This window comes from Patescibacteria group bacterium, assembly GCA_041665345.1.
In the GTDB taxonomy this organism is placed as follows: Bacteria; Patescibacteriota; Patescibacteriia; order PEXW01; family PEXW01; genus JBAYJA01.
The window spans coordinates 597,258-620,680 of the sequence record JBAYJA010000001.1; the positions used below are offsets into that span (position 1 = coordinate 597,258).

At 52.8% G+C, this 23,423-nt stretch carries 22 protein-coding genes; 17 read left to right on the top strand and 5 right to left on the bottom strand.

Annotated features, from left to right (window positions below):
- The first annotated feature begins 3 nt into the window (after window positions 1-3).
- The 11 genes from WCV85_03180 to WCV85_03230 all read left to right on the top strand — a co-directional run bounded on the left by WCV85_03180 (window position 4) and on the right by WCV85_03230 (window position 11,317).
- On the top strand, window positions 4-1,239 hold the full coding sequence (locus tag WCV85_03180) for an aminoacyl--tRNA ligase-related protein (GenBank protein MFA6473854.1): 1,236 nt from the start codon (window positions 4-6) through the stop codon (window positions 1,237-1,239).
- Complete coding sequence (locus WCV85_03185; GenBank protein ID MFA6473855.1) at window positions 1,236-2,303, top strand: rod shape-determining protein; 1,068 nt, start codon at window positions 1,236-1,238, stop codon at window positions 2,301-2,303. The genes WCV85_03180 and WCV85_03185 overlap by 4 nt, the downstream gene beginning before the upstream one ends.
- A 3-nt stretch (window positions 2,304-2,306) precedes the next feature.
- Complete coding sequence (mreC, locus tag WCV85_03190) at window positions 2,307-3,101, top strand: rod shape-determining protein MreC (GenBank protein MFA6473856.1); 795 nt, start codon at window positions 2,307-2,309, stop codon at window positions 3,099-3,101.
- The gene (locus WCV85_03195; protein MFA6473857.1) at window positions 3,098-3,622 is read left to right on the top strand and encodes a hypothetical protein; all 525 of its coding nucleotides are present in this window, start codon (window positions 3,098-3,100) and stop codon (window positions 3,620-3,622) included. The genes mreC and WCV85_03195 overlap by 4 nt, the downstream gene beginning before the upstream one ends.
- On the top strand, window positions 3,609-5,558 hold the full coding sequence (gene mrdA, locus WCV85_03200) for a penicillin-binding protein 2 (GenBank protein ID MFA6473858.1): 1,950 nt from the start codon (window positions 3,609-3,611) through the stop codon (window positions 5,556-5,558). Before WCV85_03195 ends, mrdA begins: the two co-directional genes overlap by 14 nt.
- A gap of 69 nt (window positions 5,559-5,627) precedes the next feature.
- On the top strand, window positions 5,628-6,086 hold the full coding sequence (greA, locus tag WCV85_03205) for a transcription elongation factor GreA (GenBank protein ID MFA6473859.1): 459 nt from the start codon (window positions 5,628-5,630) through the stop codon (window positions 6,084-6,086).
- A gap of 87 nt (window positions 6,087-6,173) precedes the next feature.
- On the top strand, window positions 6,174-7,628 hold the full coding sequence (lysS, locus tag WCV85_03210; GenBank protein ID MFA6473860.1) for a lysine--tRNA ligase: 1,455 nt from the start codon (window positions 6,174-6,176) through the stop codon (window positions 7,626-7,628).
- 6 nt (window positions 7,629-7,634) lie between these two features.
- Window positions 7,635-8,912: a serine--tRNA ligase gene (gene serS, locus WCV85_03215; protein MFA6473861.1), complete on the top strand. Its 1,278-nt coding sequence runs from the start codon at window positions 7,635-7,637 to the stop codon at window positions 8,910-8,912.
- A gap of 15 nt (window positions 8,913-8,927) precedes the next feature.
- Window positions 8,928-10,049 carry an alanine racemase gene (gene alr / locus WCV85_03220; protein MFA6473862.1) on the top strand — a complete coding sequence of 374 codons (1,122 nt, stop codon included), beginning with the start codon at window positions 8,928-8,930 and terminating at the stop codon, window positions 10,047-10,049.
- A gap of 2 nt (window positions 10,050-10,051) precedes the next feature.
- On the top strand, window positions 10,052-10,873 hold the full coding sequence (locus WCV85_03225) for a hypothetical protein (protein ID MFA6473863.1): 822 nt from the start codon (window positions 10,052-10,054) through the stop codon (window positions 10,871-10,873).
- 6 nt (window positions 10,874-10,879) lie between these two features.
- Entirely contained in the window at window positions 10,880-11,317 is a 438-nt protein-coding gene (locus WCV85_03230) for a hypothetical protein (GenBank protein ID MFA6473864.1), read from the top strand.
- A 488-nt stretch (window positions 11,318-11,805) separates the two neighbouring features.
- Here WCV85_03230 and WCV85_03235 read toward each other — a convergent pair whose 3' ends face one another.
- The 3 genes from WCV85_03235 to WCV85_03245 are packed head-to-tail and all read right to left on the bottom strand — an operon-like array spanning window position 11,806 to window position 15,280.
- Window positions 11,806-13,065 carry a peptidoglycan DD-metalloendopeptidase family protein gene (locus tag WCV85_03235; protein ID MFA6473865.1) on the bottom strand — a complete coding sequence of 420 codons (1,260 nt, stop codon included), beginning with the start codon at window positions 13,063-13,065 and terminating at the stop codon, window positions 11,806-11,808.
- 44 nt (window positions 13,066-13,109) lie between these two features.
- Window positions 13,110-14,561, bottom strand: coding sequence for a glutamate--tRNA ligase (gene gltX, locus WCV85_03240; protein MFA6473866.1), 1,452 nt, complete (start codon window positions 14,559-14,561; stop codon window positions 13,110-13,112).
- Between the two features lie 11 nt (window positions 14,562-14,572).
- Complete coding sequence (locus WCV85_03245; protein ID MFA6473867.1) at window positions 14,573-15,280, bottom strand: WecB/TagA/CpsF family glycosyltransferase; 708 nt, start codon at window positions 15,278-15,280, stop codon at window positions 14,573-14,575.
- A 166-nt stretch (window positions 15,281-15,446) separates the two neighbouring features.
- Here WCV85_03245 and WCV85_03250 point away from each other — a divergent pair, with 166 nt between their 5' ends.
- From WCV85_03250 to fmt, 5 genes are read left to right on the top strand one after another with little or no spacing between them, the layout of a single operon-like run.
- On the top strand, window positions 15,447-16,769 hold the full coding sequence (locus WCV85_03250) for a hypothetical protein (protein ID MFA6473868.1): 1,323 nt from the start codon (window positions 15,447-15,449) through the stop codon (window positions 16,767-16,769).
- A 2-nt stretch (window positions 16,770-16,771) separates the two neighbouring features.
- A complete protein-coding gene (locus tag WCV85_03255; GenBank protein ID MFA6473869.1) occupies window positions 16,772-17,566 on the top strand; it encodes a hypothetical protein in 795 nt (264 codons plus the stop codon).
- Window positions 17,567-17,612: 46 nt separating this feature from the next.
- Window positions 17,613-19,352 (top strand): hypothetical protein, encoded by a 1,740-nt coding sequence (locus WCV85_03260; GenBank protein ID MFA6473870.1) that lies wholly within the window; start codon window positions 17,613-17,615, stop codon window positions 19,350-19,352.
- 31 nt (window positions 19,353-19,383) lie between these two features.
- Window positions 19,384-19,866, top strand: coding sequence for a peptide deformylase (gene def / locus WCV85_03265; GenBank protein MFA6473871.1), 483 nt, complete (start codon window positions 19,384-19,386; stop codon window positions 19,864-19,866).
- Complete coding sequence (gene fmt / locus WCV85_03270) at window positions 19,841-20,794, top strand: methionyl-tRNA formyltransferase (GenBank protein ID MFA6473872.1); 954 nt, start codon at window positions 19,841-19,843, stop codon at window positions 20,792-20,794. Before def ends, fmt begins: the two co-directional genes overlap by 26 nt.
- On the opposite strand, the gene WCV85_03275 is transcribed toward fmt, so the two are convergent.
- Window positions 20,795-21,436: a peptidylprolyl isomerase gene (locus WCV85_03275; GenBank protein MFA6473873.1), complete on the bottom strand. Its 642-nt coding sequence runs from the start codon at window positions 21,434-21,436 to the stop codon at window positions 20,795-20,797.
- Window positions 21,437-21,540: 104 nt separating this feature from the next.
- Here WCV85_03275 and WCV85_03280 point away from each other — a divergent pair, with 104 nt between their 5' ends.
- Complete coding sequence (locus WCV85_03280) at window positions 21,541-22,341, top strand: fibronectin type III domain-containing protein (GenBank protein ID MFA6473874.1); 801 nt, start codon at window positions 21,541-21,543, stop codon at window positions 22,339-22,341.
- Here WCV85_03280 and mnmA read toward each other — a convergent pair.
- The gene (gene mnmA / locus WCV85_03285; protein MFA6473875.1) at window positions 22,338-23,408 is read right to left on the bottom strand and encodes a tRNA 2-thiouridine(34) synthase MnmA; all 1,071 of its coding nucleotides are present in this window, start codon (window positions 23,406-23,408) and stop codon (window positions 22,338-22,340) included. The genes WCV85_03280 and mnmA overlap by 4 nt on opposite strands.
- Between the last annotated feature and the right edge of the window lie 15 nt (window positions 23,409-23,423).

The window sequence follows — 23,423 nt, forward strand, 5'->3', positions numbered from 1 at the left end:
TGTATGTTGCAAAGCCATCTTTTCATCCCAACCCGAAAACAGCCACCTGCGGATGAGCCATCCAAAAATGGACAACTCCTCGCCCAGGCTGGGTACGTTGACCGGCTGCATGCCGGTGCATACTCATGGCTCCCTCTTGGTCTCATGGTGTTGAATCGGGTGGCGAACGTCGTACGGGAAGAGCATGCCGCAATTGGCGCGCAGGAAGTCCTCTTGCCGGCATTGCAGGTACCCGGGGTTTGGGAAGAAACTGGCCGTTGGGAGAGTTTGGGAAAAGAAGTCATGTACCAGTGGAAAGACCAGTCTGGTCACCCATTTGGTTTAGCCACGACGCATGAAGAGGTGATGGTTGATTTGGTTCGACGGGGAGTGCAAAGTTACCGTGACTTGCCCCAAGCGCTCTACCAAATCCAGTGGAAATTCCGGAATGAAGCCAGGGCAAAGTCTGGCGTCATCCGTGGCCGGGAATTTCTCATGAAAGATTTGTACTCCTTCAACGTGGATGCGAACGCGCATGCAGCCTACTACCAAACAGTACAGGAGGCGTATAAGCGAATTTTTTTACGATTCGGTTTGAACGCGTTGGTGACTGAAGCCTCAGGCGGAAGCTTCACCAAGCAACACTCGCATGAATTCCAGGTTCCCAGTGATGCCGGTGAAGATCGGATTTTGACATGTGCTGCCTGCGGGTACGCGCAGAACGTTGAACTTGGAGAGTCAAACCAGTGCCCAAGCTGCAAGGCTGAAGCAAAAATAGTGAAGTCCATTGAAGTTGGAAATACGTTCAATTTTGGAAACACGTATGGTGACTCAATGAAGCTCACGGCAGTGGACACGCAGGGGAAGCCGCAGCCACTCTACGTTGCTAGTTACGGGATTGGCATCTCACGGCTGGTTGGCACTTTGGCAGAAGTCTTTGCAGATGAGAAGGGATTGGTGTGGCCAGCCGCTGCCGCGCCTTTTGCGGCGCACGTGCTCATCCTTGGGAGCGGAACCACAGGCAAAGCCAATGCACTTGAGCTAGAAAAGCAGAGTCTGGCTCGTGGTCATGCAGTACTCGTCGATGACCGTGATGTGTCTGCTGGGTTTAAGCTCAAAGACGCTGACCTGCTGGGTATGCCCTGGCGCATCGTGTGCAGTGACCGCCATGGGGAACAAGTGGAATTAACTGAACGTCGGAACGGGAATACAAAAATTGTCCCCCTCGCCGAAGCACTCGCTACAATGCACCAGGTATGATTTTTGACCGCTTCCTTGGAAAATTTTCCCGCGACCTTGGCATTGACCTTGGGACTTCCAGTACGCTCGTGTACGTCAAAGGCCGAGGGATTATGATTAACGAGCCATCCGTGGTGGCAGTGAACACGCGCACTGAGCAGATTCTTGCCGTGGGAACTGATGCCCGGAAGATGGTGGGAAAAACGCCGAGCCATATCATTGCTGCCAAGCCCATGGTGGATGGTGTTATATCTGACTTTGAAGTAACAGAAAAGATGCTGCGCTACTTTGTGGAGAAAGTGCATAAGGAAGGTTTTACGCTCGTCCCGCGCCCACGCGTGGTCATTGGTATTCCCTTGGGTGTAACCGAAGTCGAGCGGAAAGCCGTTGAAGATGCCACCTTGCACGCAGGCGCACGAGAAGTATTCCTCATTGAGCAACCTATGGCCGCCGCTATAGGGTCGCGTCTGCCTGTGCAAGAAGCGGCAGGGTTACTCGTTGTCGATATTGGGGGTGGAACCACAGATATCGCCGTTATTTCGTTGGGTGGTGTAGTAACCTGGCGAAGCCTTCGGAATGCTGGCAATGCTTTTGACGCCAGCATCATCCAGTACGCGCGTGAACATTTTAACTTGCTTATTGGTGAGCGGTCAGCCGAAGATGTGAAAATTGCCATTGGCTCCGCAATTGAAGAGCATGATCAGCTGGAGACAAAAGTGCGCGGTCGGGATTTAATCACCGGCTTACCAAAGGAAATCACCATTACTGGCGAACATATTCGAGAAGCGCTAGCCCGAAATTTGAACCAGCTTGTAGAGAGTATTGGAACGGTTATTGAGGCAACGCCACCTGAATTGGTCGCGGATATTCATACCCGTGGCATTTTGCTCACTGGTGGTGGCGCATTACTACGTGGCCTGCCAGAACGGATTCATCGAGAAACGAAAATTGCAGTGCACGTTGCCGATGATCCACTGACAGCGGTGGTGCGCGGGACTGGTATTGTCCTAGAAGAACTTGATACGTTACGGAATATTCTCGTCCTCTCTTCTGATGGATCGGGGGGCAGTGGAGTGAAGCATTAAGCTATGGCCGCAATCCGCCTTTCCAGCCGTGGTTGGACTATTGTGGTGAGCGTCGGCATTATGCTCGCTTTGATCATTGGCATTCTGGAGCCTGTACGTGGCGTTGCCACACGAGTTGTTGCACCTGTTGGCCAAGTGGCCTACCAGGTATTCCAGTGGGTTGATGGCCGTTTGGCACAACGGCAGACCACCAAAGATGCACAAGCAGCATTGGCTCGTCTGCAAGAGCAATTGACGGAAACCCAGCGCGCCTTAGCGCAGGCCCAGCAGCAGCTAGTTGATCTCCATTTAGTGCGTACCGAAAAGGCATTCATTGAGGGTCGTCATTTGCAGGGAATTCCTGTGCATGTCATAGGCCGATCGTCAGTCAATGCGCAGGAGCTTCTCGTCGACGCTGGTGGGCAGCAGGGGATTCGGCAAGGTGCAGCGGTCCTTGCCCCAGCGGGTGTGCTGGTGGGCATGGTGCGTGAAGTAGCAGAAAGCACTGCGTCTATTCAGCTCCTCACCTCCAGTAGTACAAATGTTGCTGTCCGCACACGGAAGCCCGATGGCCCACCCGGCATTGTGGTAGGGGAGCGTGGTACTGGACTACGCCTTACGCTCGTTCCCCAAAATGAAGAATTGAAATCAGGAGACTTGGTTATTACCGCTGATGTGCAGCCAAGCATTCCCAGTGGTTTACTCGTTGGTAGCATTACAAATATTGATGCACAACCTGGTGCTCTTTTCCAAAGTGCGACGGTACTGCCAGCAACGGCGTACGACCGGCTTTCCGTCTTGACTGTGCTTGTCCAATGATGAAGTACCTCAGTCGTGCTGTAGCGATTGTGCTCTGTTTTTCCGTGCAGATTGGGAGCGCAGCTTTTACCCCGTATGCGTGGACGCCAGCCTTCCTCGTAATCCTGACAGTGGTTGCGATATGGCGTGACCGCCAAGATGTACTGAGTGTGGTTATTCTTCCCACGGCGTTGCTGGTTGATTTCATTCACCCAGTTCATTTTCCACTCGTGAGTCTCAGCGTGCTCAGTGTCTGGGGTAGTACATGGCTCGTGCAGAGGTCCTGGCTCACAAATCGGAGTTCTGCTTCGCTCATGGGTCTTGCGGTGGTGGGCGTTGCAACGCGGGTTGGGGTGACGGTTGGTGGGCTTGCGCTCATGAACCTTTTCGGCTTTACTACAGCTTCAGTGAGCACCGGCTGGCAAACCGGTAACAATAGTGCGCTCTTGGGCATTGAATTTTTCAGCATCCTCCTTGTGGGTATTACCTGGCAATGGATTGTACGTCTCACACATCGAAGATTTTTTTATGGCACACGCTAATCCCTTCGACCTTGTTCCAACCTCAGGCTTGGGACGCTCACGCGTGGTCAGAAACTTTCGAAGTTTTGAATTGGAAGATGCATCCCTGGAAGCCCTCACCTCAGATGTGCCAACAATCAAACACCAGGTGTACAGCCACCGTTTTTTTGCACTCGCCTTCGCATGTTCGCTCATTTTGGGCGGGCTCATGTTTCGTGGAGCCTGGCTGCAGGTCGTCCATGGTAGTGCTTTCCGAGCTTCCGCTGAGGATAACCGGCTGCGCATTATCACGACACCTGCGCCGCGTGGCATTATCACCGACCGAAATGGAAAAGCCCTGGTGGAGAATGTTGCCGAATTTACTTTTGGCATTATCCCGGCTGACTTACCAAAAGTGGAAGCAGAGCGAACTTCTCACCTTCTCCGTATTGCTACTGCAGCAAAGCGACCACTCTCTGAAGTAGTGGAGATCATTTCTGGTGAGAATGGAAGGACAACGGAATTTCTCGCACTCCGTGATCACCTAACGTATACGGAAGCCATGCAGTTGAAACTCAGCATGCAAGACGAACCAGCGGTGCGCGTTGATGCAACTCCTCGTCGTCACTACCTTGGCAATGTGCTCTTCACCGGCGTGCTTGGGTATACCGGAAAATTGACAAAGGAAGAGTGGGACGAATTGAAGCTTGCCGCAAATCGGGAGTACCGGAAGAGTGACGTGATTGGCAAAACTGGCCTAGAGCTTAGTTACGAAGCCCAACTTCGAGGCGTAAGTGGCAAAGCCTCTGTTGAGGTAAATGCAGAATTGCGAGAGCAGAAAGTGATTAGCGCGCAAGATGCGCAACCCGGTCAAACGTTGCAGACCACCCTGGATTTCGATGTGCAGAAGGCCCTGTCTGAAGCAGCAAATGCTGCCATTCGCAACCTGCCAACTTCGGGTGCCGCCGCGGTGGCTATTGACCCGCGGACGGGAGGTATTATTGCGCTTGTGAGTGCACCCAGCTACGACGCAAATACTTTTGTGAGTGGCCTGAGTCAAGAGGCGTACAAAGAGCTCACTGATAATCCCAAACGACCACTGTACTTTCGACCCTTGAGCGGTGAGTACCCATCTGGTTCCACGGTAAAACCCATTATCGCTGCTGCTGCGCTGGATCAAGGGGTCATTACTCCAAGTACTTCCATTATGAGTACCGGTGGTATTCGGATTGACAAATGGTTCTTCCCCGACTGGAAGCCTGGCGGGCACGGAAGTACGGATGTTGGCAAAGCTATCGCTGATTCCGTCAATACCTTTTTCTACACCATTGGCGGTGGGACAGACACTTTTGAGGGTTTGGGTATTGAGCGAATGACGCAGTACGCTCGCGCTTTTGGTTTAGGTGCACCAACGGGCATCGACCTACCAGGTGAGCGGGGTGGTTTCCTCCCCTCCAAAGCATGGAAGGAGCAAACGAAGAAGGAACCCTGGTACATTGGTGATACGTACCACTTTGCCATTGGCCAAGGGGACTTACTCGTCACGCCGTTGCAAATGGCCTTAGCCATTAGTGCGATTGCGAATGGAGGAACGTTGTACAAACCACATGTGCTCAGCAGCTTCCAGTCCGCCGATGGGCATACCACCTCTGCTTTCAGACCAACCGCACTCCGGCAGACCACCGCAAGCCCAGACGCGGTGCAAACTGTACGAGAAGCAATGCGACAAGCAGTGACCAATGGCAGCGCCCGGCGCCTGCAAAGCTTAGGTGTCGCAGCCGGAGGGAAGACTGGAACCGCACAATTTGGCAATGAAGGAAAAACGCATGGCTGGTTTGTGGGATTTGCACCGTATGATCACCCAACTATTGCAATTGCGGTCATTGTAGAAGCAGGTGGCGAAGGACATGCCACAGCCCTCCCAATTGCAGAGGCTGGACTCAAGGCCTGGTTGGCGAAAGGTACCCCGGCGAGTTGACAGCTTTTCCGTTCACCCGTATCCTGTCAACCACACCTCCATCTCGCTCGACTTTTGATTGCTGCACCTATGACCCAGAAACAATTTCTCACGCCTGAGGGTTTAGAAAAACTCACCGCTGAATTGCAGCAGCTGAAGGTTGAGAAACGCCGTGAGCTGGCAAACCGCATTCAGGAAGCAAAAGAGTTGGGTGACCTTTCTGAAAATGCAGAGTACCAGGAAGCGAAGAATGAGCAATCCTTTGTGGAAGGCCGAATTTTGGAAATTGAAATGACGCTCAAGAGCGCAGAGGTTATTCAACCATCCAATTCTGGTACGGCGCAGGTTGGTTCGCACGTGACCATTGCCATGGCGGGGAAAAGCCATACCTACCACATTGTGGGTTCCAATGAAGCGGACCCAACGAATGGCCGTATTTCCAATGTGTCGCCGTTGGGCCAAGCCTTCCTTGGTCGGAAGGCGGGGGATACTGCCAGCATTGCCACCCCCAGTGGGGAAATTGAGGCAAAAATTACCAAGGTCGCGTAATCAGCTCCGGTGTTTCGCATACCCAGAAGCGCCATGCGCGTCCGTTCTTGGCTTGTCAAAAAGCAGAAAAACCCATAAAATCAGGGCATGCCTGTGGATATTAATGACGAACGAAGTGTCCGATTGCAACGCCTGGGTGAGCTCCAGGGCGCGGGTATTTCGGCGTACCCAAGTCACTCGATGCGGACGCATACCATTGCGCAGCTCATCGCAGCCTTTGCCGATGGGGGCGAGGAAGTAACCATCGTTGGGCGGCTACGTGGCGTGCGCCGCCATGGCGGCTCCACATTTTTGGATCTTGAGGACAGTACTGGTCGCTTTCAGGTTTTTTGCAGTAAAGCGGATTTGGCAGCAGTGTACGAGCAGCTCATCACTCGGTTGGATTTAGGTGACCACGTCCAAGCGACAGGTAAACCTTTCCGTACCAAAGCTGGTTCACCGGCACTCCACGCTTCAGACGTGACGCTGCTCAGTAAGGCGCTCCGCCCTTTACCTGAACAATTTCACGGTTTGACCGATACAGAACTTCGGTACCGTCGCCGTGAGCTTGACTTGATTGCCAACCCCGAAGCTCGGTCCGTCGCCCGAACTCGGTCGATGATTCTCCGTACCCTGCGTGCGTACCTGGATGAAGCCGGTTTTTTGGAAGTGGAAACCCCAATATTACAATCTATTGCCAGTGGCGCTTCCGCAAAGCCTTTTGTGACACATCACAACACCTTGCACGAAGACCTCTACCTCCGCGTGGCACCAGAGCTCTACCTGAAACGTTTAATCGTGGGCGGTTTGGAAAAGGTGTACGAAGTTGCACGTTGCTTCCGGAACGAGGGTATGGATCCGCAGCATAATCCGGAGTTTACCCAAATTGAATTCTACGCAGCGTACTGGGACTACCAGCAGATGCTCACGTTCTGCCAGGATGTGCTGGTGCACACTGTGGAAAAGGTGCACGGCAAACTGGTATTGGAATTTGATGGGAAGGCCCTGGACTTCACGCCGCCCTTCGCCAAAGCCTCATACATTGAGCTCCTGAAGGAACATTGCGGCGTCAATATTTTAGAAGCGACTGAGCAGGAACTTTCCGCCGCCATTGCAGCAGCCGGAGGAGACGCAGACCCCAAGGCTGGTCGTGGCAAACTCATTGACGAACTGTGGAAGACGGCGGTTCGGCCATCCATCCAACGCCCAACATTCGTAACAGATTATCCAGCTGAACTCTCGCCACTCGCCAAACGCTCAGCGAAAGATCCACGCGTGGTAGAAATGTTCCAGCTGGTCATTGCCGGCAGTGAGCTTATCAAAGCTTTTACAGAGTTGAATGACCCAGTTGACCAGCAGGCTCGTTTTACGGAGCAAGATGCCTTACGGAAAAAAGGTGATGATGAAGCGCAGTATACTGACGAAGTATTTGTGGAATCTCTAGAGTACGGCATGCCGCCAACCGCGGGCGCTGGTCTGGGCATTGACCGGCTCACGAGTATTCTCACCGGCAGTCATAGTGTGAAAGAAGTGATTCTCTTTCCCACGCTGCGAAAAAATTAGGTTCCCATGCTTGACCGAAAAATTTTTCTCACGCAGCCAGACGCAGTTTTTGCCGGCCTGAAAAAACGTGGCAAGAAGTTTTTTGATGCAGCCAAACTGCTTGCGGAACTACTGGAAAAAAGTCAGGGCGAGCGGCAGGCACTGGAATTGCTGCAGAGCCAGCTGAATGCCGGCAGCAAAGCTTTGGCACAGGTGAAAGGGGATGAGCGAACCAGCAAGCTTGCAGAATTAAAAAAACTTTCGGAGAAAGTGAAGGTTGATGAAGCACGGCTTCGAGCATCGGAAGAGGCAATTACCACGGGCATCCAGGCCTTGCCAAATATTCCGCTTGCGGATGTGCCTGAAGGAAAAGACGCGGATGCCAATGTGACCCTGCACGAGGTAGGGGAGCGGCCAAACCTGCAATCACCCAAAGACTACCTTACCCTAGCCGAAAGCTTAGGAATTATTGACGTACAGCGTGCCGCGAAAGCCTCTGGCTCGCGTTTTGGCTACCTTGTGGGTTCTGGGGCGCTTTTAGAGTTTGCGTTGCTCCAATACGCCATGAAAGGCCTTCTGGAGGCTGGTTTTACCCCCATGATCCCGCCAGTGCTGGTCAAAGAGGAGTTTATGGCTGGAATGGGGTACCTGGCACAAAGCGGGGAGGAGGAAGTGTACCACTTCCCAAAGGATAAGCAGTACTTGGTAGGAACGTCCGAACAAACCCTTGGCGCTTACCACGCAGATGAAATGTTGACACCCGAAGAATTACCGAAAAAGTATGCTGGTTTTTCCACCTGCTTCAGAAGGGAAGCGGGGAGTTACGGGAAAGACACGAAGGGCATTCTACGGGTACATCAGTTTGATAAAGTGGAAATGTTTGTGGTCTGCACACCTGAGGCATCGCAAGACCTGCACGAAGAACTTCTAGCGATGCAAGAAAAACTCGTTCAAGGTTTAGGCTTGCCGTACCGAGTAGTGAAACTTTGCACTGGTGACATGGGTTTCCCTTCGGCAAAAACCTACGACATTGAATGCTGGCTCCCAGGCCAGAATAGCGGTAAGGGTGAGTATCGAGAAACGCATTCCACGTCGAATACGACGGACTACCAAGCTCGCGCGCTGAATGTACGGGTGAAAAATGCCGAAGGGAAAAATATTGTTGCACACATGCTGAACGGCACGGCGTTTGCTATGGGCCGGACCATCATCGCCATTCTGGAAAATTACCAGCAGGCAGATGGGACAATTCGGGTGCCAGAGGTTCTGCAACCTTTCATGCATGGGGTGACGGAAATCCGGTAAGCCAGCAACGAATCCATGCTCACAAGTATTCACGTATCACGTTCCGCTCTGGTACGGAATGTGCAGATTTTTCAAAAACTACTCTCACCGCGAGTGCAGCTCATGGCAGTCGTGAAAAGTAATGCCTACGGTCACGGGGTCAAATTGTGTGCGCCGGTTTTTGATCATGCCGGCGTTCAGCGGTTTGGCACGGCCAGCGTTTCCGAGGCGCTATTGCTTCGAAAGTACGTGACGCGAAAACCCATCCTTGCCCTGAGCTACGTGGATGTCACAGATACTGAGCTCCGCCTCGCCTGGAAACTAGGTATCCGCGTTCCGGCGTATACCATGCAGATGCTCAAACGTTTTCAGAAAGTAGCTCGGCGGTCTCAATCACCCGTACGTATGCACCTAAAGGTAGACACCGGCACAACCCGCGTTGGTTTTCAGCTGCATGAAATGCCATCGGTGATCCGTTACCTGAAAAAATGTCCGAAAATTATGGTAGAAGGGATTTTTAGCCACTTTGCCGATGCAGAAGGGGAGTCAACAGCTTTTTCCAGCCTTCAGACCAAACGATTTGTAAAAATTTCTCAGGGACTTGCCCAAATAAACAAAAAACGATTCCTTACGCATCTCTCGTGTTCGGCTGGGGTGTTCCGATTTCCAGAAGCAGATTTTTCCATGGTTCGAGTAGGTATGTCGCTCTACGGTATTGGCACAGTCACCAAGCAACAAGCAGTCAGCTCTCGGTCAGGGATTGACCAGTTGCGACCCGCGCTCTCCTGGTACACACAACTTATTCAGGTCAAGGATGTTCCCGCAGGGACAAGTGTTGGGTACGGCCGGACATTCCGTTTTCAGAGGGCTGGAAAGGTTGGTATCCTGCCAGTTGGATACTGGGAAGGCTTAGATCGACGCCTGTCCAATAAGGGTAGCGTGAGCATAAGCGGGCAGCGTGTGCCGATCCGCGGGCGCATTTGCATGAACCTCTCCATGGTTGATGTAACGAAAGTAAAACGAGCGAAAGCCGGAACCCCAGTGGAGCTCATTGGCCCTCACCAACCTGCCACAAAAACTGCAGAATTGGCTGGGATGATACCCTATGACTTTCTCACTCGCCTGAATCCAGAGATTCCCAGAGTCTTAGTACCGTAGCTATGCGCTGGAATAATCGAACTCGCTCAACGCACCGAGGCAACCCGCTCTTTGCTGAACCCCAGCAAGGATCGTGGATTCTTCGGCACCCGCGGTGGAGCATCTTCATTTTCTTGGTTATCGTCATTGGGGCAATGTACGGAATCTACGGCGCACCGTTTTGGCAACTGCAGAAAGCAGAAGTGCGAGGGACGTACACATTGCCTATTGACCAGCTTCGTGCCGAGATAAAAGCGCAAACCCAGGCGCGATGGTTGCTCTTCTTCCGGCAAAGTGGCTTGTGGTCGTTTGATACCAAAGCCCTGGAGCGACGCTTACGCTCCCGTTGGATATTTACAGATCTCAAGGTTACTCGTTCGCCCCTGCATACGCTGCGCATCACACTTCAGGAGGAGTTACCAACTTTCCTGTTGCCAGTAAATGGTATAACTTTTGGCATCAATAGCCAGGGCGTAGCCTCGGCCATGGTCGACGTTACCAAGCTTGGCCAGGTACCACTGCTCACCCCTGCGCAGCTCCCAAGTCCACTGGCGTTAGAAGCCGAGATTGTAAGCCCAGCTGATGCGAGCTTTCTCCATACGTTTTCCCAAGCGGTACGCGAACGCGACAGCAAGCAGCTCGCCGTGAAAAGTATTACCTTGCCCGCAGCGCCGGATCGTACAGCACAGCTGACCCTGGCCACTGGTTGGTCCATCATTGTTGACCGCTCTGGTGACGCAAAGAAGCAGCTGGAAGCTTTCCTGCTGGCCTATGACCAGAAGCTGGTAGGGAAGTCCCTGGAGTACGTCAACGTGACTGTGCCAGCCCGGGTCTACTACAAATAATTTTTTATGCTCCTAAGTGTCCATGTGGTTACCGGTGCAGCAGTTGCGGTTGTGATCCGTGATCCTACACTCATCCCACCATTATGTTTTGCGACACATCTGGTTATGGACATGCTCCCACACTGGAATTTTCCCATTCCAAAAGGGAAGTCTCTTGGGCAATTTGTGGAATCCTTTGGTCCAGACTTGTTTGCGACGATCCTGGTGTACCTTGGATTGCTCCTGTGGCATCCAGAACTGTGGTGGTTAACCAGCTGGGGCGTGTTCTGGACCGTCCTGCCAGACTTCCTAACCTTGTTCCGCAAGGACAAGCCTTGGCGGCTTTGGCTGCGTGGCTACTACAAGCTCCACAATGCACTGCAAACCGAAGTGCAGCCAAGTATTGGTTTGATCATGCAAGCATTTGTAGTCTTCATTTGCATCATTATCTTGCGTAGTGCCTAAGCAGGCATTCTAGGGGGAAAGTAGCCAGAAACCCCTTGGCATCACGTACAAAGGTTTCTTTCTATCCTATTGGGTCATAAAAGGTATATTCTGCGACACATAATATGTACAGGATACTCATCATTCAGTACCATCCCCTGTAGCCAAAGTACATTTAAAAGAAGGAGAGTACATGAGGGCACTTCCATCGGTTACTGGAATGTCAAACTTTGAACTCAGGATTTTTCAATGGTTTTCCTGGGTCGGGTGGGTGTTCTTTTTCAGCATTATTGTCTGGGTTGTTTTACCGCAATGGACAAACATGCCGATGTGGATTCAGATAGTCCTAAATCCATTGACGGCAATCCTCAGTTGGTTGCTTGGCTATAAGTTACTAGTCGGTCCCCTCTTCTGCGGGTTTGCAACTCGGATTGAAACCAACCAAATCGGTGAGTAAACAAAATAGGCGTACCTATCCAATGGTACGCTTTCTTTTTTCACCTAAGTTCTTATGGCAAGTAATCTAACGGGTTCACCGGAATCCCGTTCAAACGCACTTCAAAGTGCAGGTGTGGCCCAGTGGTCATATTCCCTGCACCGGGTGTCCCGGGCATGCCACCGGACAGACCAATAATCTGCCCTTTCTTCACGAAGGTATCCTCCGCAACATTGATTTGGCTCACGTGGCCGTAGACTGTCGAGATGCTGTTGGAGTGCACCAGTAAAATGTAGCTGTACCCAAAACCAGCGTTCTTTGCCCGAGCCACGTAGCCATCATCTGGAGCGGCAATGGGTGTACGCTGCGGCGTTGGCACGTCAATGGCTGGGTGCTCAAAGTACTTGCGGTACGGGTAGCTTGGGTCATGGAAGTACGCGCTGATCCCCTTGGCGGGTGACACCGGCCAGGCGAGTTGCACGTTGCGGTTACCAGTGAACTTGGTTAGACCATCATCACTCCCCTGCCCGTTGGGTTCCAGCTTCGCTTTTACCTGCTCCTGCAGTTGGCGGATGTCACTGTCAGCGGAAAGTTGCTCCTGCCTTGACTGATCAAGGAGATTTGCGTACTGCTGCTCACTGGATTTCGTTTCATCGAGCAACGTTCCTTTGTAGGTTTTTTGGTCGTTCAAACTTGTCTGCGTGGCTAGCAGTTCTTTTTCTAAGTTTTCTAATTCGCGCTTGCGCACCTCACGATCCTGGCGCTCTCGTTCCAAGTTTACTTTGACGCCTTTAAGGTCAGTAAGTGTATCCGTCACCTGACGTTCCATCGTTGTGGTTGTTCGTAAGTCATTCACCACATCGGAAAAAGAATTGTGAATGACTAAAAGCTCCAAAGGGTCTTTTTGGTCATACCGATGAATAGTACGGACCAGCTCACCTAAGTAGGCTCGCTTCGTCTGCATGTCCTTTTCCGTACTTTCAATCTGCAGTTGGGTTGCGGTAATTTCGCGTTGCTTATCTTCAACTGCAAAATCAATAGTTTGCATGTCCGCTTCAGCTTTTTGCATCTGTGCGTCAAGCAGCTCCAGTTCCCCATGCAAACTTGCAGCAACTTTCTGCTTTTCTGCAACTTTCGCCGCATACTCCTCTTGCTTCTGCTGCAGTTGCTTGCGTTCAGCTTCTCGTTGCTCAATGGTTCGGTTCAGCTCCTCCACCGTGGTGTTCCCGCTCACCTGCGCACGCACAAAGACCCGGGCTGGAATCAGCGCTAGGCTGGCGACTATAACGGTCACGCCGAGGATGAGGATTTTCTTTTTTTGCACTTTCTGCATGGCAAAACCACTATAGCACATTCCAAGCAAAAAATCAAGTTTACCTACGACAGTGTACTGCTGGCTTCAACCAGGCGCTGCAGACTTTTTGCTTTGCCCAGAACAATAGCGACGCCAAAGACATCCGGACTTTTCGCTAGTCCTGTTAATGCAACTCGGGCTGGCCAGAGTACGGTGCTAGTATCCTGACCTGACGTCGTAATCCACGCCAAGGTTTGCTCTCGGAGACTATGAGCCGACTCCCAAGCGCTGTCCGTGAGCTGTGACCAGAAGGTGTGGATACTTTGTAAGGCGTGCTGGGTTGCCTTTGGCTCACCCTTTTTTGGCACCAAAAGCGTTGGCGCAAATGCCAGTTGGTCTGCGAGCAAAAAACTCAGGCGCTGGGGAATTTCGGAAAGGGTAACCGCCTGTTCTACCGCCAGAGGAATGGCTAGTCGGGCTTGCTCCGGGGTAAGGTGCAAACCTGCTGCTTGCGCCACAGTAATTGGATCAGCCGCGCGGAGGTGGAGCCGGTGCAGGTGCTGCAATTTTGCCAAGTCAAAGATTGCGCCAGCTTTGTTCACCTGCGTGATGTCAAAAGCGTTGATGAGCTCTGCATAGGTGGGGAAAAACTCCTGCTCGCTCTTTGGGTTCCAACCCAGGAGGGATATGAAGTTCACCATGGCAAAGGGAAGGTAGTCTTTCAGAAAGTCTCCAGCCGCGGTTGTGCCGTCACGCTTGGAAAGTTTTTTCCGGTTAGCGCCAAGGATGTGTGAGAGGTGGCCAAAGGTTGGTGCTGACCAGCCAAAGGCTTCGTAGAGCTGGAGGTGCAAAGGTAAGGACGGTAACCACTCCTCGGCCCGGAAGACGTGGGTGATTTCCATGGCATGGTCATCCACAACATTCGCCAGGTGATAGGTTGGAAAACCGTCACTTTTGAGAAGTACAGTATCTTCCAGCAGCGCGCTTTGGAAGTTGATGGAACCCCGAATGAGATCGGTGGCCAAAATTGCGCCGGCCGCTGGCATGCGAAACCGAATAATGTGCCGCTCCCCTGCTGCCGCACGCTCTGCAGCAGTGGTGGGTAGAATGTCGCGGCAGGTACCATCGTAGCCTGGTGGCAAGTGTTGGCGCTCCTGGGATGCGCGGAGCTCTTGTAAACGTTCTGGCGTGCAAAAGCACGGGTAGGCCTTGCCCGCTGCAACGAGCTGCTGTACTGCCGTGGTGTAGGATGCTAAACGCTTGGACTGCGTGTACGGTCCACAAGCGCCTTGCTCCGCAATTTTTCCATCAACCCGTACTGGCCCTTCGTCTGGAACCAAGCCGTACGCTTGCAAAGTATCAACGATGTCTTCAAACGCGCCAGGGACGAAGCGTTGCTGGTCAGTATCTTCAATCCGCAAAATGAACGTCCCACCATGCTTCTTGGCAAAGAGGTAGTTGAAAAGCGCGGTACGTAAACCACCAATATGCAAACGACCGGTGGGTGAGGGAGCAAAACGGACACGAGGTTTCATGGGTAGTGGATTTACTTCTGAAATCGGAGAAGCCAGAACTGCACCGTAGCCCGCCAAATCCGGGGGAAACGTTTGGGTTGGGTGACCAGGCGCCACCCCCACTCTAACCCAAGCGAACGCAAAAAGCGAGGCGCGCGGTGGCGGGCACCGGTAAGGAAGTCAATGGCACCACCCACACCGATCATGAGTTTGATGCTGGGCAAGTGCTTCTTGTTCGCCAGCATCCATTCCTCTTGCAGTGGTTGGCCCAAGGCAATGAAGAGTAATTGCGTGTCACTCGTACGAATTTGCTGGATGCATTCAGGGGTGTTTACCATCCAACACAGGACCTGGATGCCAGGAAATTTCTTCTGCATCGCTGCAATGACTTGATTGGGGCTTGAGAGACCCTGGGCTGGCACTACAATGCCCACGGGTAAATTTCGCTGCACGGCTTGGGCACACAGGGCAAGCACGATATCCGCCCCTGGGTAGCGTTCAGCGACAGGCGTTTTTCGCTGCACGGCCCATTGCAAGCCAACCCCGTCAATGAGACTGGCATCAGTGAGCCGGGACAATTCCTGCAGACGAGGTTGCTGCTGCGCAAGTACCACGTACTCTGGGTTTACGGTCATCACGGTTTTGGGGTGCGCGGTTTGCAAAAACCCATGGAGCAGGTGGACTTGCTCTTGCCTGGATCCGCAATCCACTGCTACGCCATGGTAGAAAATTCTTTGCATATCTGCATTGTGCTGATTTTCATGGTTTTTCGCAAGCTGCTGCAATACACAAAATTAGTAGGCTTGCAAATGTCTTGGCTGTGCTGTATACTCGTAGCTCATGCAATTTCTTCATCTTCCTAGATGGAAAAAGCTCGCGGCTGTTCTTGCCCTCATGGCAATATGCATGCCGGTTTTTGCGCAAGCTGCCTTCCAACCGGGCAGCATTATTAGCGATGCAGAATTTACGGATGCAGGGAGTATGACGATTGCGGATATCCAGCGGTTCCTTGACCGGCGTGGCGGCGCACTCGCAAAACTATCTGTAGAAGATTTCAACAAGGTGCCGAAACCCGCAGCCCAGGCAATTTTTGAAGTGGCGCAACTGTACGCAATAAACCCACGGGTTATTCTCGTCACCCTCCAGAAAGAGCAGAGCCTGCTGACCCTCACCGCACCTTCCCAGCGAGGGCTAGACTACGCCATGGGCTATGGCTGCCCAGACAGTGGTGGGTGCAGTGCAAATGCTGCAGGCTTCTACCGGCAAATTGATTTTGCCACCTGGCAATTCCGGAAGTACTTCACCTTCCCGTCCCAGTATACGTACAAGAGTGGCGGAACCTACACGTTCCGAGATTTGGGAAATACCCGTATTTCCACGGTAACCATCCTCAACCAAGCGACGGCAAACCTGTACAACTACACGCCGCACGTCTACAACGGGAATTTCAATTTCCATCGTTTCTACGCAGAGTGGTTTAGCAAAGTGTACCCTGACGGCTCGTTGCTCCGGATAGGGAAGAACGGCGGCATTTGGCTCATCCAAAATGGTGAACGTCGCGCCATGCAAAACCGTGCCGCGTTCGTTACCCGCTTTGGCGATTTCAAAAAAGTCATTGAAGTAACCGCCGACGTGATTGAACTCTACCCCCGGGGCGCAGACATTCGTTTACCAAACTACTCCTTGGTCCGCACACCGGACGGCCACATCTACATGCTCAGCGGGGATGAGAAACGGCTCATTGCCTCAGATGACGTTTTCCGTAACTTAGGGTTTAACCCTGAGGAAGTAACAGATGTCACCATGGAAGACATTGCGCCATACTTGGATGGAGTGACCATATCTAATGCTAGTGCGTATCCTGCCGGCGCCTTGGCACAAATCAAAGAGACCGGTGCAATTGTCTGGATTGAGCAAGGTATCTGGTACCCCATTGTTGACCGTTCCATTTTGCAGTCTCGGTTCCCAAACCGCAAGCCAACCCTAAAAATCACTTCGAGTGAGTTAGCGAAGTACGAACGGGCAGCCTCGTTGACACTCCGGGATGGTGAGCTGGTTCGAACCAAAGGCGAAGGTGGTGTCTACGTCATCTCCAATGGTCTTCGCCGGGCAATTCGTTCGCGGCAAACCTTCAACCGGTACGGGTACAACATGAAAAATGTGCTGACCATTAGTCCCCGGGTCGCCGAAATGCACCCGGTTGGAACGCCGCTTGATGATCCAGCCTAACTATGGCAATTGTCGCTGCGGCCTTCGTTTCCCACTCTCCCCTGCTCCTGCCTACCACCAAAGCAACACACGCCAAGCGGCTTGCGGATTTGCACAATGCCATGGATCGAGCCATGGAACACCTGTACGCCGCGAAAGTAGATTCGATCATTGCCTTTAGCCCGCACGCCTTGCAGGTTGGGAATACCTTCACCTTCAACCTCTCTCCTACCCTGGAGGCGCACTTTGACGACTTTGGGGATGTGAGCACTGTTGCCCACGCAACTGGGGACCCCAGTTTTGGCTACCGGCTGAAAGAGCAACTGGAAGCCCTGCTCCCGGTCAGTGCTGTGCACGACCCTCGGCTCAATTACGGCAGCGGCATTCCCATGCTCTTCCTGAACGCCCTGCCCACCAAGCCCCGCTGGGTGAATATTTCCACCCGCCTGAGCACCCTGGATGAGCACATTCGCTTTGGCGTAGCACTCCAAGAAGAACTGCAGAACACCACCCACCGGATTGGGATTCTGGCCAGCGGCGACCTGACCGCCAGATTTTCTGATGCCGCGCCCCAGGGCAAGCACCCCAAAGCCGAAACGTTTGTCCAAGCCTGGCACGCAGCGTTGCAGGCCCATACTCTGCCTAGCTTCCTCCGGAGCTGCAGCGCTGAGCAAATCCAAGACTTAGGTGCGTGCGGTGCCTGGAGCATGGCGCAACTGCTGGGAAGCATAAATTCGCTTCAGATGCACCACCAGGAGCACTACGCCGCAGCGCCGTACGGAGTTGCCTACAGTGTGGTTACATGGACACCTGCCTAAGACCTAGCACCTAGGAGCTTTTGGTGCATTCCAGTACACTGCGGGTATGCAGCCAGCCTTTGTCCAAATCATTCCCCTCCGCCGGGTGCCCCGGCAATTTGGTGTACTTGATTACCAGCTAGCTGCAGACCAACCCCACCTCCAGCCTGGAGATATTCTGCAGGTGCCTTTTGGCACGCAAAAAATGGAGGGTGTGGTGTGGGCATTACTCACTGAGTCGAAGTTGCAGAAAGTCCGAACCATCCCTGCTCAGCAACCCCAAAAGTATTTTACCCCTGCGCAAATAGAGGTTCTGACCCAGCTACACCGAGCAAGTCTGGCGCCTTTGGCAGCTATTGCCCGGGGCATGGAACCACAAACGTACCCTCGGGTAAAGCAGAAAAAGCAAACGTCAAAGCAAGTGGAACCAACCATAGTTCTCACGCGAGATTTGCAAGCCCGCACGAAAATGCTCCAAGAGATTGTCCGCCGTGCGAGCGCCGAAAAGCAGGGCTTGACCTGCGTTGTGGTGCCCACGTACACCGCACTTGCCGAGTGGGAAAAAGTCGCTGGGTCTGCTGCAGTGATACTCACGGCTAAGCAATCGCACAAGGAGCAAGTTGCTGCACTGACCAAAATTGCACACACACAGCTCCTGCTCTGCCTAGGCACCCAGCTCCTCCTGCCTTTTCCCGGACTCCACCGTCTGGTGCTTGACCAAGCAGATGACGCCGCGTACGGTCTGTACGAACAGCAGCCGCGCTTTGATGTCCGATGCCTGGCGCAAATTGTGGTACAAGTCTACGGCGCTTCGCTTACCGTCCTTGCCCGTTGGCACAGTCCACGCCTGCAAACCTGGATCCCAGCCCGTAGGACTCCGGTCACCTTAGGGACGCTGGCTCCGGTAACCATCATCAACCGGCAATTGGAAACTTTGGAAGATCGTCGGCTACCACTCTCACCAACCTTACTGACTAACCTGCATTCGCAAAAAGTTCTGTGGCTCGTTGATACCCCAGATGACGCCAGGGCGCTGTGGTGTGCAGCCTGCGGTACGCCAGTACGCTGTCCAACCTGTAGCAACACCCTTCAGGTACGCAGTGAGGGACGAGAATTATTCTGTTCAAAAGATCGAACACGCATGGCAGCACCAGCACTCTGTGCAGCGTGCGGCAGCGCGCATTTGACCATGCAGAAGAAAGGCACGGCCGCGGTCCGGCAGCAATTGCGGAGTGTGATTCCGGCAGAGGAGTTTACTGAGATTGTCTCCAAAAAACCTGAGTTACCGTCCGCCACAGCTAGGCACGTTCTCTCCACGACAATAATCCAGCGCTTTCCAGAATTACAGTTTGACGCGGTGGTCATTCCCTTTTTGGATTACACTATTACCCGGGGTGATGACTTTGCCGCGAGTGAGCGAGCTATGGATATTCTCGCTCTCGCCCGCATGCATGTTGCCCCAGGTGGAAAGATTTTCGTGCAAACCTTCCAACCTGACGCAAGCTTCTTTACCCACGTCCAGAACCCAGAGGCCTGGGCAGCTCACCTTACTGAGGAACGGCGTGAGCTTGGCTACCCTCCAGCAGGCATCTTGGTTACCCTAGAACAGCAAAGTCCCACAAAAGCCACGGCTTCGCTCCCAGACTTCCCTAGCTTTGTTCGAGCCAGCAGCTTGAGTGCGCACCTGACCAGCCTTCGAGTGCCAAGAGCAAACTACGCAGAACTTGTCCCACTTTTGCAAACGCTCTCAGGCCAAGGTTGGAACATCCAGGTGAATCCTCCACGTTTGCCACGCCTGCAGGCTTGACGAAAAGGACTTTTTGCTATACTATTCTCCGATGGCGCTTTTACCACTCACCCTCATCCCCAGCCCAATACTCCGGCAAAAGACCAAGCCGGTAGACCTTGCTGTTCTGGAAACGAAAGACTTCCAAGTTTTTTGCGATGACCTGATTGAAACCATGTTCGAAAAAGATGGGATTGGCTTGGCCGCACCACAAGTTGGGCAGAGCATCAGCGTCTGCGTAGTCACCCATGTGGATGGTCCAGTGATCATGGTCAATCCAAAGATCACCAAACATTCATTTCGCAAGCAGGTTATGGAAGAAGGTTGCTTATCCATTCCTGGTGTCTTTGGGACAGTCCGACGTCCCAAGCGTGTGGCAGTGACGTACACTGATCGCTTTGGTAAGGAGCAGAGCGTTGACGCCCAAGGGCTTTTTGCCAGGGTGATACAGCACGAAATAGACCACCTGAACGGTATCCTCTTTACGGATATGGTCATCACCTACACCCATGGCGAGCGACCAGCCAAAAGCTAAAACCTGGAAAATTCTCTTTGCTGGGTCACCAGCATACGCTGTTCCCAGTCTTGAAGCTATCCATGCACTACCAGAATGTTCTCTGGTGGGGGTCTGCGCTCAACCAGCCAAGCCGCATGGTCGTGGCCATGTGTTACAACCAACAGCGGTTGAAACCTGGGCAAAGGCGCACAACATTTTTTGTCTAACTCCAACTACCCTTCGAACCCCAGAAGCCCAAGCTGCTATCCGGGCATTGGCCCCAGATGTTGCCGTTGTAGTTGCGTATGGCAAGCTTATTCCCGCAGACCTGCTGGAAATGCTTCCCTATGGTTGGGTCAACGCCCATGGATCTTTGCTTCCCCGCTGGCGTGGCGCTTCGCCAATCCAGCAAGCAATCCTTGCGGGTGATACGGAAACCGGCGTGACGCTTTTGAAGCTTGATGCGGGTATGGATACCGGGCCAGTCTTTGCCTCGCTTCACGTTCCCATTGCAGATGATGATACTGCGCCAACCCTGGCAGAAAAACTTGCACGGTTAAGTGCTCAGGCATTCCAAGAGCACCTTGTCCCCTACCTCCTGGGAGAACGTCCGCTCCAACCACAGCCTGTTGATGGCGTGACCGTTGCGCCAATCTTAGAGAAGTCGGACGGGCAATTGCACTGGGATGAACCGGCCTCTGCTCTGTGTAGGAAAATCCGCGCCCTCCAACCCTGGCCAGGCTGCACCACAATCTGGAATGGCCAGCAGTTGACCATTTGGAAAGCCGAAGAAATTGTAGGTTCTGCGCAACCCGGCCTTGTTCAAGCGAACGGTGTAAGCTGTACCATTGGAACTGCTAAAAATTTGCTCAACGTTCTGGAAGTGCAACTGGCGGGAAAAAAACGAGTGCCCGTAGACGCATTTCTGCGCGGGGCACCCGGGTTTATTGGAACGACCTTACCTTAGTTACTCAGCAACAATTTCCACCTTCTCCATCACGTCGCCAACGGCGATTTGCTTTACGACTTCCAAGCCTTTGGTCACCTGTCCAAAGAGGTTGTACTGCTTGGGGAGTTTGGTGGTTAAATCATCCAGGGCAATGAAGAACTGCGAGCCATTTGTATCAGGTCCAGAATTTGCCATGGAAACTGATCCTACCAGGTACTCACCCTGTACTGGTTCATCCTCAAACTTGTACCCAGGTCCACCCGTGCCGTTACCCACTGGGTCTCCACCTTGAATGACAAACTCAGGTTCGACCCGATGAAAGGTCAAACCATTGTAAAACCCTTGCTCCGCCAGGTACACAAAGTTGCTGACCGTCTTTGGCGCGGCATCACTCTTGAGCGTAAACTCAATAACTCCTTTGTTTGTCGTTAAAACCACCTTCTTGCTGCCAATCCGATCTGCGGGTAAAACTCCTGGGAAGCTGTAGTTCATAGTTTTCGTTGTTGATTGCGAGGTGTTCACATTTAATGCACTATAATTGTCGGCATTGGTATTTTTTTTGGTTCCAGAGTTGGTCCCAGACCAAATGAGCACCACCGCGGCTATGAGAACGATGCCTACGACAGAGCTAAGCACAAGGGTGAGTTTTTTTATACGCATAAAAGCAGACGGATAGCGTTTGATAGGCCTAGTATAGCAGGCTTCACTGTGAACGGCCAAATGCGCTATACTATTTCCCAGAAAGGATACCCCTTATGCGAAAAATGACTCTTGTGTTTAGTGCTTTTGTGTGTGCCCTCCTGCTGGGTACTCCAGCGTTGGCACAGGTCAACGGTTCAACCGATCTTACCAAACCCACTATTTCCAGTGTGACGGTTAGCAACATTACGTCCACCCGGGCTGAAGTCACCTGGTCCACCAACGAACCAGCCACCAGCTATGTGGATTTTGGAACCAGTGACCTCTACGGCACCACTGCTGGTGAAGGGAGCTACCTGACCGCACACGTCGTTACGGTTTCCGGCTTAACCGCAAACACCATTTACCACTTCCGCATTCGTTCCAAAGATGCAGCTGGGAATGAGGCAACCAGCACGGACACGACCTTCACCAGCGCAGCAACTGCCGTGACAAATACAAACACTGCGGTGAATAGTAATGGGAATGTGAATACAAAGGTGAACACGAATACCGCAGTCAACGCGAACGCGAATAAGAATACCAACACCGCGGTCAACAAGAATACGAACACGAAGGTGAATACGAACGCCAACAAGAACGTGAATACGAATGCAAATGCAAACAAGAATGTGAACAAAGCAGCGGATGAAACGAATGTGAATTCGGCAAACCTGAATACCAACACGGTGAATGAGAACGCAAATGACGCACTGGATCTGAATGCTAGCGCAGACACCACCAACACGACGAACACGGCGGATACCGGAACAACGTCCGATGGACGGACTGGCGTGCTCTTAATTGTCTTGGGATTACTCTTGCTGGTTGGCGTCCTGGTCACCCTGTGGGTGAAGTCCCGCCGGGAGCGCGGACCCCGCCCTTAGTCCAAGGGCTGGTCAATAGTAGCTCCACCCAGGCAGACCTGCTGGTCGTAGAACGCGCAGATTTGCCCAGGCGTGATTGCACGCTGTTTACGGACAAAGTTGACCGTCAGCAGCCCATCATCACCCACAATCACTGTACAGGCCTCCACAGGCTGCCTGTAGCGTATTCGTGCTGCACAATTAAAGGTTGCCCCAGGTGGCGTCCCTGCAACCCAGCTGGCTCCTGAAGCGGTTAGGCCTTTGTGGTACAGCACTTCATCTCGGTTCCCTTTGGCGACGATTAAGGTGTTGGTAGCTGAGTCTTTTGCTGCAACGTAGTACGGCACGCCACCCCCAACCCCTAGCCCATGCCGTTGGCCAATGGTGTACAGGGCAATGCCCTCGTGCTGGCCAACCACTGTACCATCAGCGGTTTGCACTGGTCCGGGATGAACACCAAAACGCTCTTTGAGCAAAGCATGCACATCCACCTTGCCCACAAAGCAAATCCCCTGGCTGTCAGGTTTCGCAGCAGTTGGTAACTTTGCTGCCTTTGCCATTGCACGTACCTCGGGCTTCCGTAAATGGCCAATGGGAAACTGCACATGCCGCAGCATGTCCTGGCTGAGCATGCACAGAAAGTACGTCTGGTCTTTTTCGGTATCAACAGCCGTAAGCAGCTGAACATGTTTTCCGTCACATTCAACCCTAGCATAGTGTCCGGTAGCGATTTGATCGTAGCCTTCTGCAATCGCTTTTTGTAAAAACACCCCAAACTTAATTTCTCGGTTGCACCACACGTCTGGGTTTGGCGTCCTGCCCGCTGCGTAGGTGGCGTAGAAGTACTCCAAAACCGCAGCACTGTACTCTTTGGTAAAATTCCAGGTTTCCCAAGGAATACCAAGGTGCTTGCTCACCTTCTCTACATCTGCCTGATCAATTTCCCACGGGCAGTCTGCCAGAGCATCTGGCGGTGGTTCATAGTTCTTCATGAATACGCCGCGCACATCAAAACCCTGCTGCTGCAGAAGCAGCGCGGCTACGGACGAATCAACCCCACCGGAGAGAGCAACAATAATCTTAGACATGGACAGCTTCTTTGC

Bases quoted from the DNA above. Each gene is read 5' to 3' on its own strand.
- def (MFA6473871.1), top strand. From the start codon at position 19,384: ATGGCGCTTTTACCACTCACCCTCATCCCCAGCCCAATACTCCGGCAA.
- WCV85_03255 (MFA6473869.1), top strand. From the start codon at position 16,772: ATGGCAATTGTCGCTGCGGCCTTCGTTTCCCACTCTCCCCTGCTCCTG.
- serS (MFA6473861.1), top strand. From the start codon at position 7,635: ATGCTTGACCGAAAAATTTTTCTCACGCAGCCAGACGCAGTTTTTGCC.
- WCV85_03250 (MFA6473868.1), top strand. From the start codon at position 15,447: ATGCCGGTTTTTGCGCAAGCTGCCTTCCAACCGGGCAGCATTATTAGC.
- WCV85_03185 (MFA6473855.1), top strand. From the start codon at position 1,236: ATGATTTTTGACCGCTTCCTTGGAAAATTTTCCCGCGACCTTGGCATT.
- greA (MFA6473859.1), top strand. From the start codon at position 5,628: ATGACCCAGAAACAATTTCTCACGCCTGAGGGTTTAGAAAAACTCACC.
- alr (MFA6473862.1), top strand. From the start codon at position 8,928: ATGCTCACAAGTATTCACGTATCACGTTCCGCTCTGGTACGGAATGTG.
- WCV85_03225 (MFA6473863.1), top strand. From the start codon at position 10,052: ATGCGCTGGAATAATCGAACTCGCTCAACGCACCGAGGCAACCCGCTC.
- WCV85_03180 (MFA6473854.1), top strand. From the start codon at position 4: ATGTTGCAAAGCCATCTTTTCATCCCAACCCGAAAACAGCCACCTGCG.
- WCV85_03195 (MFA6473857.1), top strand. From the start codon at position 3,098: ATGATGAAGTACCTCAGTCGTGCTGTAGCGATTGTGCTCTGTTTTTCC.
- mreC (MFA6473856.1), top strand. From the start codon at position 2,307: ATGGCCGCAATCCGCCTTTCCAGCCGTGGTTGGACTATTGTGGTGAGC.
- WCV85_03235 (MFA6473865.1), bottom strand. From the start codon at position 13,065: ATGCAGAAAGTGCAAAAAAAGAAAATCCTCATCCTCGGCGTGACCGTT.
- fmt (MFA6473872.1), top strand. From the start codon at position 19,841: ATGGCGAGCGACCAGCCAAAAGCTAAAACCTGGAAAATTCTCTTTGCT.
- gltX (MFA6473866.1), bottom strand. From the start codon at position 14,561: ATGAAACCTCGTGTCCGTTTTGCTCCCTCACCCACCGGTCGTTTGCAT.
- WCV85_03275 (MFA6473873.1), bottom strand. From the start codon at position 21,436: ATGCGTATAAAAAAACTCACCCTTGTGCTTAGCTCTGTCGTAGGCATC.
- lysS (MFA6473860.1), top strand. From the start codon at position 6,174: ATGCCTGTGGATATTAATGACGAACGAAGTGTCCGATTGCAACGCCTG.
- WCV85_03280 (MFA6473874.1), top strand. From the start codon at position 21,541: ATGACTCTTGTGTTTAGTGCTTTTGTGTGTGCCCTCCTGCTGGGTACT.
- WCV85_03230 (MFA6473864.1), top strand. From the start codon at position 10,880: ATGCTCCTAAGTGTCCATGTGGTTACCGGTGCAGCAGTTGCGGTTGTG.
- WCV85_03245 (MFA6473867.1), bottom strand. From the start codon at position 15,280: ATGCAAAGAATTTTCTACCATGGCGTAGCAGTGGATTGCGGATCCAGG.
- mnmA (MFA6473875.1), bottom strand. From the start codon at position 23,408: ATGTCTAAGATTATTGTTGCTCTCTCCGGTGGGGTTGATTCGTCCGTA.
- mrdA (MFA6473858.1), top strand. From the start codon at position 3,609: ATGGCACACGCTAATCCCTTCGACCTTGTTCCAACCTCAGGCTTGGGA.
- WCV85_03260 (MFA6473870.1), top strand. From the start codon at position 17,613: ATGCAGCCAGCCTTTGTCCAAATCATTCCCCTCCGCCGGGTGCCCCGG.